This is a genomic window from Streptomyces sp. NPDC059256 (assembly GCF_042753785.1).
GTDB lineage: Bacteria > Actinomycetota > Actinomycetes > Streptomycetales > Streptomycetaceae > Streptomyces.
Window position 1 is genome coordinate 17,259 of sequence record NZ_JBHYZO010000001.1, and the last position, 18,204, is coordinate 35,462.

14 protein-coding genes are annotated in these 18,204 nt (G+C 70.4%); 9 read left to right on the forward strand and 5 right to left on the reverse strand.

Annotated features, from left to right (window positions below; all coding sequences use genetic code 11):
* Positions 1–90: 90 nt before the first annotated feature.
* From ACFXJL_RS00070 to eccB, 4 genes are all read right to left on the reverse strand, one after another.
* Positions 91–384 (reverse strand): WXG100 family type VII secretion target, encoded by a 294-nt coding sequence (locus tag ACFXJL_RS00070; RefSeq protein ID WP_329023871.1) that lies wholly within the window; start codon positions 382–384, stop codon positions 91–93.
* Positions 385–428: 44 nt separating this feature from the next.
* The gene (locus tag ACFXJL_RS00075) at positions 429–764 is read right to left on the reverse strand and encodes a WXG100 family type VII secretion target (RefSeq protein WP_329023869.1); all 336 of its coding nucleotides are present in this window, start codon (positions 762–764) and stop codon (positions 429–431) included.
* Positions 765–908: 144 nt separating this feature from the next.
* Positions 909–2,186 carry a type VII secretion-associated serine protease mycosin gene (mycP, locus tag ACFXJL_RS00080; protein ID WP_384687991.1) on the reverse strand — a complete coding sequence of 426 codons (1,278 nt, stop codon included), beginning with the start codon at positions 2,184–2,186 and terminating at the stop codon, positions 909–911.
* Positions 2,187–2,200: 14 nt separating this feature from the next.
* Positions 2,201–3,736 (reverse strand): type VII secretion protein EccB, encoded by a 1,536-nt coding sequence (gene eccB, locus ACFXJL_RS00085; RefSeq protein ID WP_384687993.1) that lies wholly within the window; start codon positions 3,734–3,736, stop codon positions 2,201–2,203.
* A 217-nt stretch (positions 3,737–3,953) separates the two neighbouring features.
* Between eccB and eccE the strand changes: the two genes are divergently transcribed.
* The 9 genes from eccE (at position 3,954) to ACFXJL_RS00130 (ending at position 17,110) form a co-directional block, all read left to right on the forward strand.
* Positions 3,954–5,249, forward strand: a complete 1,296-nt coding sequence (gene eccE, locus ACFXJL_RS00090) for a type VII secretion protein EccE (RefSeq protein ID WP_358878638.1) — start codon at positions 3,954–3,956, stop codon at positions 5,247–5,249.
* Positions 5,249–5,968, forward strand: a complete 720-nt coding sequence (locus ACFXJL_RS00095; protein ID WP_329023864.1) for a hypothetical protein — start codon at positions 5,249–5,251, stop codon at positions 5,966–5,968. The genes eccE and ACFXJL_RS00095 overlap by 1 nt, the downstream gene beginning before the upstream one ends.
* A gap of 339 nt (positions 5,969–6,307) precedes the next feature.
* Positions 6,308–9,922, forward strand: a complete 3,615-nt coding sequence (locus tag ACFXJL_RS00100; RefSeq protein ID WP_384687996.1) for an SCO5717 family growth-regulating ATPase — start codon at positions 6,308–6,310, stop codon at positions 9,920–9,922.
* Positions 9,923–10,096: 174 nt separating this feature from the next.
* Positions 10,097–11,908, forward strand: a complete 1,812-nt coding sequence (locus tag ACFXJL_RS00105; protein WP_384687998.1) for an ABC transporter substrate-binding protein — start codon at positions 10,097–10,099, stop codon at positions 11,906–11,908.
* 156 nt (positions 11,909–12,064) lie between these two features.
* Positions 12,065–13,072, forward strand: coding sequence for an ABC transporter permease (locus ACFXJL_RS00110; protein ID WP_384689078.1), 1,008 nt, complete (start codon positions 12,065–12,067; stop codon positions 13,070–13,072).
* Positions 13,069–13,956 (forward strand): ABC transporter permease, encoded by an 888-nt coding sequence (locus ACFXJL_RS00115; RefSeq protein WP_384639769.1) that lies wholly within the window; start codon positions 13,069–13,071, stop codon positions 13,954–13,956. Before ACFXJL_RS00110 ends, ACFXJL_RS00115 begins: the two co-directional genes overlap by 4 nt.
* Positions 13,957–14,047: 91 nt before the next feature.
* Positions 14,048–15,034 carry an ABC transporter ATP-binding protein gene (locus ACFXJL_RS00120; protein WP_384688000.1) on the forward strand — a complete coding sequence of 329 codons (987 nt, stop codon included), beginning with the start codon at positions 14,048–14,050 and terminating at the stop codon, positions 15,032–15,034.
* A complete protein-coding gene (locus tag ACFXJL_RS00125) occupies positions 15,031–16,005 on the forward strand; it encodes an ABC transporter ATP-binding protein (RefSeq protein WP_384688002.1) in 975 nt (324 codons plus the stop codon). Before ACFXJL_RS00120 ends, ACFXJL_RS00125 begins: the two co-directional genes overlap by 4 nt.
* A 181-nt stretch (positions 16,006–16,186) precedes the next feature.
* Positions 16,187–17,110 carry a DMT family transporter gene (locus ACFXJL_RS00130; protein ID WP_384639958.1) on the forward strand — a complete coding sequence of 308 codons (924 nt, stop codon included), beginning with the start codon at positions 16,187–16,189 and terminating at the stop codon, positions 17,108–17,110.
* Positions 17,111–17,194: 84 nt separating this feature from the next.
* Here the strand turns inward: ACFXJL_RS00130 and ACFXJL_RS00135 are convergent, their stop codons facing one another.
* Entirely contained in the window at positions 17,195–18,142 is a 948-nt protein-coding gene (locus ACFXJL_RS00135; protein ID WP_358878644.1) for a bifunctional riboflavin kinase/FAD synthetase, read from the reverse strand.
* Positions 18,143–18,204 lie beyond the last annotated feature (62 nt).

The window sequence follows — 18,204 nt, forward strand, 5'->3', positions numbered from 1 at the left end:
GGGGGGGGGGGGGGCGCGGGCCCTCCGCGTACGGGGGGGGGGGCCGGGGCCGGTGCCGGGCAACCCCCCTCGTCATGGGCGCAGTTCGGATCACTGCATCATGCGGAACCGGGCTGCGTTGCCCTTGTCGGTGTCCTGGTAGCCCACGACGGCCTGGTCCAGCAGGCGGGCGATGGTCGCCAGCTCCTGGTTGAGGCCGTCCATGTTGGTGGCGATGTTGCTCTGGACGGTGATGTACGCCTCCTTGGCCTCACCCTGCCAGTTTCCGGCGACCTGCTTCACCTGGCCCAAGAGGTCCTGGAGCTGCTGGTTGAGGTAGGTGGAGGTGGCGCGCACATCGCTGGCCGCCGTGGTCACTGTGTCGTAATTGACGGCAGTCGTCATCGTTTGCTCCTAGTGGCGAGGGTCTGCGAACGGTGCGGTGTGGATCAGACGTTCAGGATGGCGCTGCCCTGTCCGGGCTCCATCTTGCGGAACGCCTGGATGCGCTCGGTCTCCTGGGCGTCGAAGCCGTCGGCGCTCATCTTGACCAGCTGCTGGAGGTTGTCCAGGTCGCGCTGCACATCGCGCAGTCGGCGGTTGAGCTCCGCCTGTACCCGGTCGTACTCCTGCTGGGCCGCACCCTTCCAGCCCGCCTGAATGCGGTCCACCACGCCGTTGAGCGAAGTGATCCGACTGTTCAGCTCCCCCTGGAATTTGTCGATCTTGCCGGAAAGACCGACGAGTTCGCCACTAGTGACATCAAGGTCCCTATTGCCCGACATCGTGCTCCTTCTTCCTTCGACGGTTACGTAGACGGAAGCCAATTGGATGCCGCCCCCGTGATGGACAGGTTTCCACCGGTCCTACCGTCACTCTATCCACTCGGTACAGGTGTTCCAACTGCAAAGTAACCTGGGCCATTTACCTCAATGCGCCCTCTTGCGCCGGGTGTCGCGGAGGACCGTCGCCGACCCTGCGACCACGGACACCAGTACGACGCCGATTCCCAATGCATAGGTTGCGTACCGCTCGGTGCGTTCCTGTGGAGTCTCGCCGAGGGTGAGCGCTGCGGGCTCCGGAGCGGGGGCCTTGGCCGGCCCGAGGTCGGGGGTCGGCTGCTGGATCGGGCCGTCGTCACCGTCGAGCGCGCGCACCGGGTCGACGACGCCCCAGCCGACGAAGTCATCACGGCCGTTGGTGCTGCGCTCGGCGGTCTGCTCGATCTGGGCGACGATCTCGTGCGGCTTCCAGCGCGGGTACTTCGCCTTCAACAGGGCGGCGACCCCGGCCACATAGGGCGCCGAGAAGCTGGTGCCGTTGTCGACGCACTGGCCGTTGCCGGGGACGGTGGAGACCACGTCGACGCCCGGTGCGGCGACGCCGACGAAGTCACCGGCTTGGGAGAAGGCGGCCCGCTCGTTGTTGCGGTCCGACGAGGCCACCGCGAGGACCCCGGGGAAGGCCGCGGGATACGTCTTCTTCGACTTGCCGTCCATGCCGTCGTTGCCCGCCGAGGCGACGACGACGATCTCCTCCTTCAGCGCCCGATCGACCGCGAGCCCCAGCGCCGAATCCGGCTTCAGGGGCTTGGTCGTGTCCTGGGAGATGTTGATGACGTCGGCCTTCTCGGCGATGGCGTGGTCGATCGCCTTCGCCATCGACACATCGCTGCCGCTGTTGTTCTCGTCGTTCTGGCGGATCGGAATGATGGTGGCCTCCGGGGCCAGCCCCACGAAACCCGTCCCCGCCCGCGGACGGGCCGCGATGATGCCGGCGACCTTGGTGCCGTGCCCGATCTCGTCGACCGTCCCGTTGGTCTTGCCCGCGTTACCGCTCGGGTTCTCCTTGTCCACCGGTAGGAAGTCCTTGCCGGCGGATGCATCGACGGCCCCTCGCAGTTGGGGGTTCTTGTTGTCCACGCCCGTGTCGATCACGGCCACGCGGACGCCCTTGCCCTTGGTGTCCTGCCAGACCTGGTCGAGAAGGACGCGCTGCAAGGGCCAGGGGATGCCGGGGATCTGTTTCTTCATCGGAATGGTGCACTCACCACTGCCGTCCAGGACGGGCCCTCCGCCGCCCGCGGTGTGCGGAGAGTGCACGGCGTACGCGAGCGAGGGTGCGAACGCCCATCCGGCGAGGGTGGCCGCAACGGCGGCCCGAGCGATCCGTCGGTGGGGACGCGGATACGGATGTGTATGCGACACGGACGAGCGCTCCCTTATGAACCCTGCGGCTGGCGCGCGCTGTTGGTGTCGAGCCGGGGCCCCTTGGAAAGGAACTCCGACCACACGATCGGAACCAGCGCGGGCGTCACCTTGCCGTATCCCAGCCGGTTCTGCGCCTCGCTCGGCTCGGGGCGTCCGTCGGACTGTTCCGGCTGGTCGCCCGCGCCGATCTCCGAACGGTCGCTGTCGCTGTCACCGTTGGACTGGACCGCGTATCGCAGTCCGGTGTCGGTCACCAGGAACAACGAGCCGTCGGGCTTGGTCTGCTCGCCCTGGACCTGGGTGTAGAGGAGCCCGGTGCCAGGCGTCACATAGGTACTGGTCCCACCGGCCGTGATCTCCGCCGGATAGCGGGAGCCCGCCCACATCGACAAGGTCGTCCGCCCCTTGTCGTCCACCTTGCGCAGCACGCTGCAGATCGTGTCGCGCTCCCCGCCCGTCGTGTTGATCAGCTCCGCCTTCAGGGCGGGCCAACGGTACTCACCGCCGAAGTCCTCGGACTCGGGGACCAACGACGAGGCGTCCACCTTCGACGCGTCACCCTCCATGTTGAGCAGGTCGGTCTGGGGGGAGTTGATCAGCAGCCAGGCCGTGAAGTCCGACACGGGACGCACCTCGCCCTTGAGCACGACGTAGTGCTGCGGGCCGGTGCCGGTGGGGGCCCGCAGGACCATGCCGATCCGGTCCTGCCCCTCGGTCAGCCCGCCGCGGATACCGGCATCCGCTCCCACTTCACCCGGCACTTCGGGGAACTCGACCCGGCTGCCCTCATGGAGCGTGGCCAGCCAGTCGTCGGTGACGGCCTGGGGCTGCTCCCGGTTGACCAGGGCCCGGGTCAACACATCGGAATCGTCGCCGGGCACCAGGTACTTGGTGCCGGACGGATCGACGAGGAAGCGCTTCTTCTGCTGGCCCTGCACATAGAGGACCTGACCGTCCTTGAGCTTCCGGGCGCCCTCGGTGAGCTTCTCGTCGCGCTTGCCGAAGACGAACGTCGCCTTCTGCACGGAGGTGCTCTTGCCCGCGCCCGGCTGCTCGCAGGCGGCCCATCGCTTGGGCTGCTCCGCTTCCTTCTCGCCGGGCAGCCGGTCGGGGGCGTACGGAATGCCGAGGATGGGTCCGCGCGGGGGCTTGCCGCGGTCCAGGACGTCGTCGCTGACCGTGATGACCTTGAACTGCTGGGGGTTGAGCAGCAGTCGGGCGGAGGCCAGGTTGAGGACGGGGTGGAGGAGGACCTTCTTGCTCTTGTCCTTGCCCGTCTCCAGGACCACGTACCGGGTGGTGGACTTCTTGCCCACGATCACCTTGGTGCCGGGTGCCGCCCAGTCCTTGGGCGCCTTGGGCTTGAACATGCCGAACGCGCCGAAGCCGGCCAGGACGAGAGCGCCGACGATCAGCCCGGGCACGATGGCCCGCATCGGGCGCGGCGCTCCTTCCTCCGTTCCCGTGGCAGAAGGCTGGAGGAATGCCGCCACCGTGCGTTTCTTCGCAAAGGTGTACGCGTTGAGCTCATCCCGCCGTGATGCCATGAGTCCCCATTGATGAAGAAGGCGCTATTTCCCCGTGGAGGCCGTCTGGTGCGTTCGACCTCGGGTCCTGAATACCGGACCGGCCCCCTACTATGCCTGTTATCCGATGGCGCGCGTGGGCCGGGTAGGGTGTTCCGGCCCCTGAATCCCCTTATGGGAATGGGCCATCGGGGGCGATCGGGACGGTTTGGGGTTTTATGAACTGGGGGACGGATTAATGGCTTCCGCTACGCGTGCGCGGCGCGCTGCCCGGGGGCAATCCCCCAACCAACCCGGGGCGCCCTCGCAAGGAGCGGTCGCCCCCCGACTCAAGGGACGACCCGGACACTTCGGCTCGTTCCGACTGCAACAGTTCGTCCTGATCGAGATCGCCGCCGCCCTGTTGCTGGTGGCCTGGGTGATCGACACCCTGCTGCTGGTTCCGACGGCCGTCGTCGCGGCGGTCCTGGTGCTCCTGGCCCTCCTGCGCAGGCACCGACGCTCCCTGCCGGAGTGGCTGTCCACCGTCTTCGCGCTGCGCGCACGGACCCGCAGGGCCGCCTCCCTGGTGCTGCCCACGGACACCGAACCGGGTCTGGCCCCCGCCGTCGAATGCGACCCCGCCCTGCGGACGTACACCTTCAGCGACCGTGACCGCCGACCGGTCGGAATGATCGGGGACGGCACCTTCGTGACCGCGCTCCTCCAGGTCGAGACCGGCCCCACCGCGCTGCGCCCGGAGCGGACCGCGCGGCCCCTGCCCGTCTCCCTGGTACGGGATGTGCTGGAGGTGGACGGCATCCGGTTGGAGTCGGCGCAGATCGTCCAGCACACCCAACCGGCGCCTGCGCCGCATCTGCCGCAGCAGTCCGTCGCCGCTCGCAATTACGCCCCCCTCCAGGCCCAGACGGGCTCGCCCGCACTGCGGATCACCTGGATCGCGCTCAAGCTGGATCCCGAACTGTGCCCCGAGGCGGTCGCGGCCCGCGGTGGCGGTTTGGAGGGGGCACAGAAGTGTCTGGTGCGCACCGCCGACCAGTTGGCGAGCCGGCTGACGGGCGCCGGGTTCACCGCGACCGTGCTGACCGAGCCGGAGTTGATCGCCGCCATCGCGACCTCCTCCTGTGCGAGCCCGCTCGCCATCGCCCAGGCCGGTCGGGCGGACGCGCCGACGCGGCGCACCCAGGAGACCTCCCGCACCTGGCGGGTCGACGACCGTCGTCACACCACGTACTGGATGGGCCGTTGGCCGCAACTGGGCGGCGGCGGGGCCTCCATGCCGCAACTGGTCGCGTTGCTGACCTCCATCCCGGCACTGGCCACGACCTTCAGTCTCACCCTGGGGCGGGGCGATCGACAGGGGATGACCGTGACCGGCCATGTCCGCATCACGGGTCGTAGCGATGAGGAACTGGTCACCGCCCGCCATGAACTGGAGCGCGCCGCCCGGGGAGTGCGTACCGGACTGGTGCGGCTCGACCGGGAGCAGTTGCCCGGAATGCTCGCCACACTGCCGCTCGGGGGAGCCCGCTGATGCCGTCACCCGCCACCAGACTCCGCACCGGATTCGGACTGATCGGCCCGCGCCGCGACCGGCACGAGGTGCCGTTGGACCAGCTCGCCGCGCTCGCCGTGCCCGTGGGTGACGACGGGATGGTCATCGGTGTGGACGCCGAGGGCCGGCCCACCGTGCTCGGCATCAACCGTCCCACTCCGTACGACGTGACGCTGATCGGCGGCCTGTGGACGGCGCAGGTGCTCGCGCTGCGGGCGGCGGCCACGGGCGCCCGGGTGACGGTCGAGACCGGACGTGCCCCGGCCTGGACGGCGTTGGCCCAGGCTGCCGGCGGCGGTCAGCAGTGCATCTCGCTCCACGATGTGGGGCGGGTGCCGCCGCAGGGGCCGTCGGCGGGCAGCCCGGTCGTGGTGGTACGCGACTGCGGCATGCGTCCGCCGCGCGGCCGGGTGGTGTCCGGGCCCTGGCAGTCCGTGGTGACCCTGCTCCCGTATCTCAGTCCGGTCGCACCGCGGTTGATGGAGAAGTCGGGTGTGGTGGGGGTCCAGCGGGTGTCCCCCGACGAGGCGGCTCAGATCGGTCGCATCATGCATCTGCCCCCGGCCGAGGCGGAGGCGCTGTCCACTCTTGCGGACGGTGTGACGCTCTGGTGTACGGCACGTGATCGACAGTTCGTCATGACCCAGGCCACGGACGCCGAGACCGGATTGTTGGGCAGCGCCCGCAGGATGGACTGACCGGCGCGCCTACGCCAGGGCTTGCCCTGTTTTGTCCGGCGTTCTTCCCAGTTCTTCGCCGTTTCTTCCTCTGCGTTTTGTTCAACGACTGGTGGGCATGGGCCACGTGGGGGCCGCCCTTGGTGTACGGGACGGTAGCCGACGGACGGTCGGCCCTGCCGGTCCGCCCCAATGGGCGATTAGGGTGGTGGGGAGAGCGGCGCAAGACCCTGCGGGGGTGCGCCGTAGAACCTGAGGGGACACCGGCGGTGTTCCACAGGGAGAGCCGGGCCGATCGGGAATCAGCGGTCGCCCCCACCCACGACGGCACCAGGGTGCTCGACCACACCAGGAGGCACAGTGAACAGCGATCGGGACGAAATCCGCGGGGGTTGGGTTCCCGCCGACGAGTCCGACGCGGAGCCCGCCGAGATGACGGGTGAGTTCACCATCGACTACACCCCGCCGGCCTGGTACACGCAGAACGCGTCGGGTGACTCGGGGGGCGCAGCGGGGTCGGCGCAGTCGGCACCTCCACCACCGGCCGGTGCGCCGGTGGCGGTACCGGGGCTGCCCACGGGCAGTGGGTTCGAGCCGAGTTGGACCCAGGCACGTCCGCCGGTGGCACCGCAGCCCGGCCCTCCGGTGTCCCAGCACCCGGAATCCGCACCTCCGGCTCCGGATGCTGCGACTTCGACCCCGGTGGCTCCTGCTTTCTCCCCTCCCACGGTCGACCGTCCTGACTTCAGCCGTCCTGACGTCAACCGCCCTGCTGTCGACCCTGTTGCCTATGCGCCTCCGGCCTTTGTGCAGCCGCCGGCTCCCAACGCTCTCTCGCCGGAGCGGCCGTCGACCGAAGCCATGGCCCAGGCGCCGGCTTCCGAGCAGCCGCCGAGCACCATCGCGCCGCCGACTCCGGAGCCGGTGCCGGTCATGCAGCCGGCACCGATCGTCGAGCCGGCGCCCGTTGAGCCCCTGCGGGATACGGCTGCCGCCCCGGACTTCACGGCGCCATCAGTACCGGTGGCCGGGCAGGAAGCCGCTGCTCACAGCGCCTCTTCCGCCCCGGAGTCGGCACCCGAGTCCCGTCCGCACACCACGGGGACGCCCGTCGCATCCGCGTCCGCGCCCCTCGGCGGCGGTGATGTGGAGAGCGGGGCGACCATGCGCTTCTCCCCCGCCGCGCCGGCTCGCGAGATCCCCGCCGCGCCGGCTCACGAGATCACGGAGCGGGACGCCGCGGCTGAGCAGTCGCGTCCCTTGAGCGCCACCACGGACACGGCCACCACCACGGACACGGCCACGGCCCCGGATACGGCGTCGAAGCAGCCCGAGCGGTCCGACGAGGCAGCTGATTCCGCTCCGCACGCCGAGCGCACCGCGGACGGAGCGTTCGCCGTCGACCCACCGGGCGACGTCGACACGGACCCCGTGGTCGACCCCGCTGCCGCACCGGCACCCGCCGAGACGTCCGAGCAGGGCGGTACGACGGCTGCGGCCGGCGATGCCTCCGACCGCCCGTCGGCGACGGATTCCGTACCACCTGCCGGCGAGGACCCGGCCTCCGATGGTCAGTCGGACTCCGTCGCCTCCGCCGATGCCCAGGATGCCCAGCATCCCCAGGCCGATCCGGGCCGTCCGGCACCTCAGGACGCAGCTCCGGCTCCGCGCGACGCGGGGCCGGTTTCCCAGGACGGGGTGCCTGCGGCCCTGCCGACACCCGCGCAGGCGTGGACGCCCGGTGGTCAGACGCCGGATGCGGCCCTGCCGCCGCTGCCGCCTGCCTTCCAGCCCGCCGCGCCTGCCTCCGCGCCGCAGTGGCCGGTCTCCCCGCAGAGTTCCGAGCAGTCCGCGGTGCCACCACTGCCCGGCCCCACGCAGGCCGGGCCTCCGCCGGGGTACGGCTTCCCGCAGCCCGGAACGCCGGACCAGCGCGGTGGGTACGGCTATCCCCAGCCGGGTGACCCGATGGCCCGGGGACCGCATCCTGCACCCCCCGGACCTCACACTCCTCCCGTACCGATGCAGCCGGGCGTTCCGGAGGCTCATCAGGGCCCCGGCGAGGCAGCCATCCCGCACCCCCAAACCCCCATGCACCCTCAGGCTCCCCTGCACCCCCAAGCCCCTCAGCACGCGCGGCCCACACAGCAGCCTCAGCCCCCCGCGCCGCAACACCAGTACCAGCAGGCACCGCAGCAGCCGTACGCTCACCAGGCCCCGCCCGGCTATGGGTTCCCCCAGCCGCCACGGCCGTCCGAACCGCAACCGCAACCGCAGCCGCAGCCGCAAGCGCAACACCAGCCTCAGCAACAGCCAGCCGCACAGCACCAGCAGGGGCAAGTACCGCAGCCGCCCCCCGGCTACGGCTATCCGCAGAGCGCGCCGCCCGCTGCCGCTCCCCTGCCACCCCAGCAGCCCGGCCCCCGGCAGCCCGGTCCGCAGGGACCGCCCCTCGCACAGGGCCAACACAACCCGTCCGCCTACCAGCAGGCCCAGCAGAACCAGCCGCAGGCGGGACCGCCGCAACCGACGGCACCGCCCGTCGATCCACGGGCCGGGGCCGCCTGGCCGACACCGGTCACCCACGATCAGCGGGAGCGTTCGGTGCCGGGGGCGCCGCTCGGCTACACGGCGGCAGTCGAGTTGTCGTCGGACCGGCTGCTGCGCAACAACCGGCAGAAGCCCAAGTCGAGCCGGACGCCATCGGGCGCCTCCCGGTTCAAACTGGGCGGCAAGAAGGAGGAGGCCGAGCGGCAGCGCAAGCTCGAACTCATCCGTACGCCGGTGCTGTCCTGCTACCGCATTGCGGTGATCAGCCTCAAGGGCGGTGTCGGCAAGACCACGACGACCACCGCCCTGGGCTCGACGCTGGCCACGGAGCGACAGGACAAGATCCTCGCCATCGACGCCAACCCCGACGCGGGCACGCTCGGTCGCAGGGTGCGCCGCGAGACGGGTGCCACCATCCGGGATCTGGTGCAGGCGATCCCGTACCTCCACTCGTACATGGACATCCGACGGTTCACCTCGCAGGCGCCGTCCGGGTTGGAGATCATCGCCAACGACGTGGACCCCGCGGTCTCGACGACGTTCAACGACGAGGACTACCGGCGGGCCATCGAGGTACTGGGCCGCCAGTACCCGATCATCCTCACGGACTCGGGCACGGGCCTGCTCTACAGCGCGATGCGTGGCGTGCTCGACCTCGCCGACCAATTGATCATCATCTCGACGCCGTCCGTCGACGGCGCCAGCAGCGCTTCGACGACGCTCGACTGGCTGTCCGCGCACGGGTACGCGGACCTGGTGCAGCGTTCGGTGACCGTCATCTCCGGGGTCCGCGAGACCGGCAAGATGATCAAGGTCGAGGACATCGTGCAGCACTTCCAGACCCGCTGCCGCGGTGTGGTCGTGGTGCCGTTCGACGAGCACCTCGCGGCGGGCGCCGAGGTCGATCTGGACATGATGCGGCCCAAGACCCGCGAGGCGTACTTCAACCTCTCGGCACTGATCGCCGAGGATTTCGTGCGCGCCCAGCAGCAGCAGGGGCTGTGGACCGCGTCGAACGGCAATCCGCCGCCGACCATGGCGCCGCCGATGCCCGGGCACCAGGGGGCTCCCGTACCCCAGCAGGGCCAGCAACCCCATGCGCCGCAGCGTCACCCCCAAGGCGGTGCACCGTACGGAGGCGGACAGCAGCCCTACCCCCAGGGGAACTGGCAGCAGCATCCGCAGGCTCAGTACCAGGTACCCGGACAGCCGGCGGCACCCCACCAGAGTCCGGGCCAAGGCTTCTACGGAGCCCCGGGGCAGACTCCTCCTCCACCGGCCTTCTCGCAGCCGGGAGTCCCGCAGGCTCCGCCCGGAGGGGGCCAGTCGGATGATTCCGGGCCCTCGGACGCGGGGGCTCCGCCGCCGTCCGAGAGCTGGCCGCCCCGCCAGCCCCCGCAGCCGCCACAGGCCCCTCCGCAGTAGCTCGACCAGCAGGGCCCGTACCGCCGAGCGGTGCGGGCCCTCGCCGTTTCCCGAGCCCCACACGCGGTCGGTAGGTCGTTGACCTGCCGAACCTCCCCTGATAGACGTCGCGTCAAGGACGGGCCGACCCCCAACCGGCCATCAGCTCCCCGTGAGTGATGACGCGAGGTCACCATGGCCACTGAGGCGCACAGACGACTGTGGCTCGCCATGGGCGTCACCATCGTCCTGCTGGCCGTGCTCGTCCAGCCCGGCCGGGCGGCCGGCGCCGCTCCCAGGGTGTTGACGGTGGCCGTCTCGCAGAGCGTCGACTCATTGAGCCCGTTCCTCGCCCAACGGATGGTCGCGACCACCGTGCACCGGCTGATCTACGAGAATCTGACGAACTACGACGTCAAGGACGGGCGCGCGGTGCCGGGGCTCGCCACCTCCTGGACCGCCTCGCCGTCCAAGCTCGTCTGGACGTACGCGATCCGCCGCGGTGTCCGCTGGTCCGACGGCAGACCGGTCACCGCCGCCGACGCCGCCTGGACGTTCACCACGATGATGAGGGACCCCGAGGCCGCCACCGCCCATGGCAGCTACACGGCGAACTTCCGCAAGGTCACCGCGACCGATCCGCACACCCTCGTCATCGAACTGCACAAACCGCAGGCCACCATGGTCGCGCTCGACGTGCCCATCGTGCCCCGGCACATCTGGTCCCGGGTGCGCGACTTCTCGTCGTTCAACAACGACCGGACGTATCCGGTCGTCGGGAACGGCCCCTTCGTCCTCATCGACTTCCGGGTGGACCGGTTCATCAGGCTCAAGCCGAACAGGACGTTCTGGCGCGGTGCGCCGCACTTCGACGAGTTGGTGTTCACGTACTACAAGGACGGGGACGCGGCCGTCGCCGCCTTGCGTAAGGGCGAGGTGTCCTTCGTCCACGGTCTCACTCCCGCGCAGGCCGCGGCCCTCGGGAGGGAACCGAGCATCACGGTCAACGACGCCCCAGGGCGTCGATTCTTCGCCCTGGCGACCAATCCGGGCGCGCGTTCCCTCGACGGGCGCCGGTTCGGCAGCGGACATCGCGCCCTCCTCGACCCGGCCGTCCGCAAGGCCCTCATCCACGCCACCGATCGGCGGACGATCGTCGAGAAGGTCTTCCGGGGGCATGCCGTGGAAGGCGCCGGATACATCCCGCCCCGGTTCCGTTCCTACTTCTGGGAGCCGGGCGCAGGCCAACGGATGGACTTCGACCCGACCGCCGCGGCGGCGCTGCTGGATCGGGCGGGCTACCGGCTGAAGAAGAACGGGAACGGGAAGCGGCTCGGCAAGGACGGCAGGCCGCTGCGGTTCCGGCTCCTCTGCCACGCCATCGACCCCAACGACAAGGCGGTCGGCCGATACCTCCAGGAGTGGTGGGGCGGGCTCGGCATCGACGTACGGCTGGACTGCCGGGACAACGTATCCGACCCCTGGCTGCGCGGCGACTACGACCTGGCGTTCGACGGCTGGTCGGTCAGCCCCGACCCCGACTTCGTCCTGTCGATCCACACCTGCGGGGCACTGCCCGCGACCCCTTCGGGCACCGGCTCGACCGACAACTTCATCTGCGACCGGAGATTCGACGAGCTGTACCGGCAGCAGTCGGTCGAGTACGACACGGCACGACGGGCCGATCTGGTGAAGCGGATGCAGTCCCGGCTCTACGACACGGGATATCTGCACATCCTGGCCTATCCGAACGCGGTCGAGGCGTACCGCACCGACCAGATCGCCTCGATCACCACCATGCCCGAGGACGGCGGCAACATCTGGGGACAGGACGGCTACTGGAGTTGGTGGTCCGCCAAGCCCACGGTCGGTGCGGCTGCGCGGACCTCACTCGGGCCTTCGGCGGGGTCCGTCCTGTCCGGCATGGCCGCGGCACTGGTCTTCGCACTGCTGGTCGCGGGTCTGATCGCCCGACGGCGACGCGCGACGGCGGACGATCGTGCGTAGCGGCCTGCCCCGCTCCCCGGCGACCGTCGACGAACCGTGCACGCCTCACCAGAGCCCAGTACCGAAGGAGCGAGCCGAGTACACCCCGCCCCGCAGCCGCCACAGCCGCAGCCGCAGCCGCAGCCGAGGAACGGAACCAGGCCCATGACGACGGTGATGTACGCCGAGGAGCGGTCGGGCCGGGTCCTCGTCGGCTATCTCCGTTACGGGTTCGCCAAGGTGGGCGGCGCGATCGTCTCCCTGGTGGCCGTGCTGGTCACGGGCTTCTTCCTGTTCCGGATCATCCCGGGCGACCCGGTGAAGGCCATGACGCACGGCATGCCCACCTCGGCGGAGCAACTGGCCTCGCTGCGCTCGCAACTGGGGCTGGACCAACCGCTGTGGCAGCAGTTCACCGACTACTGCGGTGCGGCGCTCAGGGGCGACCTCGGCGTCTCCTACCAGTTCCACGCCCCGGTGGGCGAGCTGATCGTGCAGAAGCTCCCGGCGACGGTGCTGCTGACCGGGACCGCGGTCCTGCTCTATTCGGCCCTTGGCCTCTGGCTCGGCACCCACTGTGCATGGCGGCACGGCGGGCGGATGGACCGGTTCACGACCGGCGTGGCCCTGACCCTGTGGTCCGTACCGTCCTTCTGGCTCGGGCTGCTGCTGATCGTCACCCTCGCGGTCGGTACGGGGCCCGTCCCCGGACTCTTCCCCACCGGTGGCATGGAGTCAGGGGGCGCGCAGGGCCTCGCGTACGCCGTGGACGTGGCGCACCACATGGTGCTCCCGGTGTGCACCCTGGTCGCCGTCGGATATGCGCAGACGCTGCTGGTGGTGCGGGCCTCGCTCCTGGACGAGTTGGGGAGCGACTATCTGACGACCGCGCGGGCGAAGGGGCTGCGGGACGCGGACGTACGCCGACAGCACGCGGTCCCCCATGCGCTGCTGCCCACCGTGACCATGGTGTTCATCAATCTCGGCCATGTGGTGGCCGGTTCGATCCTGGTGGAGACGGTGTTCTCCTGGCCCGGTCTGGGAGGTCTCTTCTACCAGGCGCTCAGCGTGCCCGACCTGCCCCTGGTCCAGGGGCTGTTCATCGTCTTCGCCGGGGTGATGATCCTGATGAATCTGCTGGCCGACCTCGCCTGTCCCTTGCTCGACCCCAGGGTGCGCCGATGACGTCCGCCCTGGTGTGGGCCCGTCGCCGCGGCTCGCTCGCGCGCTTCTGGCGGGGCTACCGCGAACAGCGCGCGGGGTTGTGGGGACTCACCGTCCTCCTGCTCATCGGCGCCGTCGCGGTCGCCGCCCCGCTGTTGGCCGCCGGCGATGTGCGGAGCGTGGCGAACGCACCCGGTGGCCCCATGGAGGCGCCGAGCGGAGCGTTCTGGCTGGGGACCGATCAGTTCGGCCGCTCACTCCTGGGCCTGCTGGTGTGGGGCGCGCGGGTCTCGCTCGCCGTGGGACTGCTCGCGGCGGCACTGTCCGTGGCGATCGGTACGCTGGTCGGAGTGGTCGCCGGGCACTACGGGGGCTGGTTCGCCACCGCCCTGATGCGGATCACCGACTGGTTCCTCGTGATGCCCGCGCTGGTGCTGGCGATCGTGCTGGCGACGGTGTTGTCCCGGGGCCTGTGGACGGTGGTCCTCGCCATCGCGGTGACCAGTTGGCCGACGACGGCACGGCTGGTGCGGGCGCAGACGGTCGCCGTCGAGTCCCGCCCCTACATCGAGCGCGCCACCGCGCTCGGCGGCGGGCACCGGCACATCATGACCCGCCATGTGCTCCCCCAGGTGATGCCCCTGGTGTTGGCGCAGACGACACTCGGCATCTCCACGGCGATCCTCACCGAGGCGACCCTCGCCTTCCTCGGTCTCGGTGATCCTTCGGTGGTCTCCTGGGGCGGCATGCTCCAGGACGCCCGGGAGGCGGGGGCGGTCTCGTCCGGCCACTGGTGGTACCTGGCCCCGCCCGGGATCGCGATCGCCGCGGTGGCCGTGGCGTTCACGGTGTGCGGGCGGGCCGTGGAGTCGGTGCTCAATCCCCGGTTGGGGGCGACGCGATGAATCCTCATCACACGGTTGCGCACGCAAGGACGGTCATGAGCACGGGGAAGGCCCGGAACTCAGCGACTGCCAGGAACGCGGGGGCGGTGCGATGAACCTGCTTGAGGTGCAGAACCTCACGGTCACCTATGGATCGGGGCCCACCGCGGTACCCGCCGTCCGAGGCGTCGACCTGACCGTCGCCGCCGGCCAGCAGCTGGGCATCGCCGGGGAGTCGGGGTGCGGCAAGTCCACCCTGGCACTCGCGCTGCTGCGGCTGCTGCCGCCGTCCGCCCACGTGGACGGCCGGATCCTGCTCGACGGCGAGGACGTGCTGACCATGCGGTGGGGCCGGCTGCGGGCGGTGCGCTGGGCCGGGGCCTCCATCGTCTTCCAGGGGGCGATGCACTCCCTGAACGCGGTACGGCGGATCGGCGAGCAGATCGCCGAACCGCTGCTCGTCCATCGGCGGGCCACACCCGCTGCCGCCCGGACCCTGGCCGGTGAGCTGCTGCGGAGTGTGGGACTGCCCGAGGGGCGCGCGGACTCCTATCCGCACGAACTCTCCGGTGGCCAGCGCCAACGGGTGATGATCGCGATGGCGCTGGCGTGCGATCCGGCGCTGATCGTCGCCGATGAACCGACCACCGCCCTCGATGTGATGATCCAGGCCCAGATCCTGCGCCTGGTCCAACAACTGGTGACGGAACGACACATCGGGCTGGTGATGATCAGCCATGATCTGGCGGTGCTGGCGGACGTCTGCGACCGGCTGGCGGTGATGTACGCGGGGCGCGTGGTCGAGGAGGGGCCTGCGCGTGCCGTGTTCGACGCGGCACGCCACCCCTACGGGCAGGCACTCTCGGCCGCATTCCCCCGCGTCGGTGACCCGGCATCACGGCGGGCACCGCGCGGTCTGCCCGGCGATCCGCCCGACCCCGCGGCGCTGCCCACCGGGTGCGCCTTCCACCCCCGGTGTGCCCGGGCCCTGGAGCCCTGTGCCCACGACGACCAGTTCCTGACCGGGAACGGCGACCATCGGGTGGCCTGTCTCCTGGCCGACCGCCCTCAGGTTCCGCCCTCCGGGAGGACTCGGTGAAACCCGAAGTGAATCCCGAAGTGAGACCCGAACCCCTGTTGTCCGCTAACGGGCTGCACGTACGGTTCCCCGGGCGCCGCGGCGGACCCGAGGTGCGGGCCGTGGACGGCGTGGACCTCACCGTGACCACCGGGGAAATCGTCGCCCTGGTCGGTGAGTCGGGCTGTGGGAAGAGCACCCTGGCCCGCGCCCTGCTGGGGCTGGTGCCGGCGACCGCTGGCCGGATCGACTTCGCCGGCGCCCCGCTCGCCACCACCGCCCGCGGGTTGAAGTCCTTCCGCCGTCGGGTCCAGCTGGTCCTTCAGGACCCCAGCGGATCGCTCAACCCCCGGCACACCGTGTACGACGCGGTGTCCGAGGGCCTGCGGATCCACCGGTACGACGGGGACGAGCGGGCGGCGGTCTGCCGGGCCCTGTCATCGGCGGGGCTGCGTCCCCCGGAGCGCTTCCTGCTGCGCCGCCCGCACGAGCTCTCGGGCGGACAGCGACAGCGGGTCGTGATCGCGGGCGCCCTGGCACTGGAGCCCGAACTGATCGTCGCCGATGAGCCGGTGGCCTCGCTCGACGCCTCGGTGCGCGGCGAGATCCTGGCGCTGCTGCTGCGGCTGCGCGCCGAACTGGGCCTGGCCGCACTGGTGGTGACGCACGATCTGGGGTTGGCGTGGAACATCGCCGATCGGGTCGCGGTGATGTACCTGGGGCGGATCGTGGAGTACGGCACGGTCGAGGAGGTGCTGACGGCGCCGCGGCACCCCTACACCCAGGCGCTGTTGTCGGTGCTGCCCGAGGCGAAGACACCGGCCGTGGTCCTGGGCGGTGAGCCTCCGGACCCAACCAGGGTGGGAGACGGCTGCCGCTTCCACGAACGGTGTCCCCTCTTGGCTGCGGACCCCACGATGCGGGCTTCGCGCTGTCGACAGCAGGCCCTCCCGATCCTGACGGGCCCGGGGGCGGCCTGCCACTGGGTGTGACCGACCCCCGTTCCTGTCCGCGCCCGCGAGGTGCGCGCGGACGGCGGAGCCGGTCGCGTCCGGCGGATGAGCGAGGTCCGCCCCAGACCTCTGGCCCCTACACCTACCTTCCCGGTACGGTGATCGCCCGCGTGTGAGCCGTAGTCGTCTCCACCCCTTCGGCCCCTCGTTGGAGACGGCGTTGTCCTCGTTCGCCCTGCCCTCGTCCGCCCTCGCGCCACGCCGCGCCTGGCTGACCGATCTGCCCGTACTGCTGGTGGCCGTCGTCTGGGGTGCCAGCTATCTGGCCGCCAAGGGCATCACCACCACCCACACCGTCGTCGCCGTACTGGTGTTGCGGTTCGCGGTGGTCCTCCCGGTGCTGGTCATCGCCGGATACCGCAGGCTGAGGGCACTGACGGCGACCCAATGGCGGGGAGGTGCCGCACTCGGGGCCATCCTCAGCGGCATCTTCCTGCTGGAGACCTATGGAGTCGTCCACACCTCGGCCACCAACGCCGGACTGATCATCAGCCTCACCATGATCTTCACCCCGCTCGCCGAGGCCGCGGTCACCCGCACCCGACCGTCGCGGGCCTTCGTCGGCGCGGCGGGGCTGTCGGTGACCGGCGTGGTACTGCTGACCCAGGGCGGCGGGTTCACCACGCCGTCCGTCGGCGATCTGCTGATGCTGCTCGCCGCTTTGGCCCGGACGGTCCACGTACTGGCGATGGCCCGGGTGAAGGCGGTCCGGAGCGCGGATTCGCTGTCGCTCACCACGGTGCAACTGGGCAGTGCGGTGGCCGTGTTCGCGGTACTGGCCGCACTGCCAGGCACGGGTGCGTCCCCCTGGGCGGTCGCCGTCGGCTTCGGCCCGCGCGAGTGGGCGGGGCTGCTGTTCCTCTCCGTGTTCTGCACCCTGTTCGCGTTCTTCGTCCAGATGTGGGCGGTGCGTCGCACCTCACCGTCCCGAGTCAGCCTCCTCCTCGGCACCGAGCCCCTGTGGGCCGCCTCGGTCGGCATCATGATCGGCGGCGAACAGTTGGGGGCGCTCGGGGTGTTGGGGGCGGCACTGGTGCTCGGGGGCACGACCTGGGGGCGCCGGGCCGCGGACCGCGAGAGCTGACGGCCACCGAACGCACAACGCCCCGGCCGATCCGGCCGGGGCGTTCACTTCCCACGGTGCCCATCGGGCACCGGCACAAAAAACTCAGGAGGCGGCGGAGATCAGCTCACGGCACTTCTTGACGTCGGCGGCCATCTGCACCAGCAGATCGTCCACGGTGTCGAACCGCTCCATACCCCGGAGGTACGCCAGGAAGTCCACCGCGACATGGAGCCCGTAGAGATCGAGCCCGACCCGGTCGATGGCGTACGCCTCGACCGTGCGCCGCGTACCGTTGAACTGCGGGTTGGTGCCCACGGAGATCGCGGCGGGCATTCGTTCGCCGTTCGCCGTCAACCAGCCCGCGTACACCCCGTCGGCCGGGATCGCCGTATGGGGCAGGGTCTCCAGATTGGCGGTGGGGTAACCCAGCTCCCGGCCGCGCTGTGCCCCGCGCACCACCACGCCCTCGACGCGGTGGGGACGGCCCAGGATCTCGTTCGCGCCGCCGATGTCGCCCTCGGCGAGCAGCCTGCGGGTGAGCGTGGAGGAGAACGGTTCGCCGCCGCCCGCCTCACCCGTCACAAAGAGGTCGATGACCTCGACCTCGTAGTCGTACGTGGCACCGAGGTCCGCGAGGACGGTGACATTGCCCGCGGCCTTGTGGCCGAAGCGGAAGTTCGGGCCCTCCACGACCAGTCGTGCGTGCAACTTGTCGACCAGCACCTTCACGATGAAGTCGGCCGGTGAGAGCTGGGAGAACTCCGCGGTGAACGGCAGGATCAGCACCGCGTCCACCCCCAGCTCCGCCATCAGTTCGGCCCGCCGGTGGTGCGGCGAGAGCAACGGCGGATGGCTGCCCGGGCGCACGACCTCGCTCGGGTGGGGGTCGAAGGTCACCACGACCGAGGGCAGGGAGAGTTCACGCGCCCGCTCCACGGCCCGTCCGATGATCACCTGGTGGCCGCCGTGCACCCCGTCATAGGAGCCGATGGTGACGACGCTGCGCCCCCAGTCCTCGGGAATGTCCTCCAAGCCACGCCAGCGCTGCACTGTGCTCGCTCCTCGCCCGAACCCGTTCAACAGATGTACCGATCTGCCGGTGTGTCGATTTT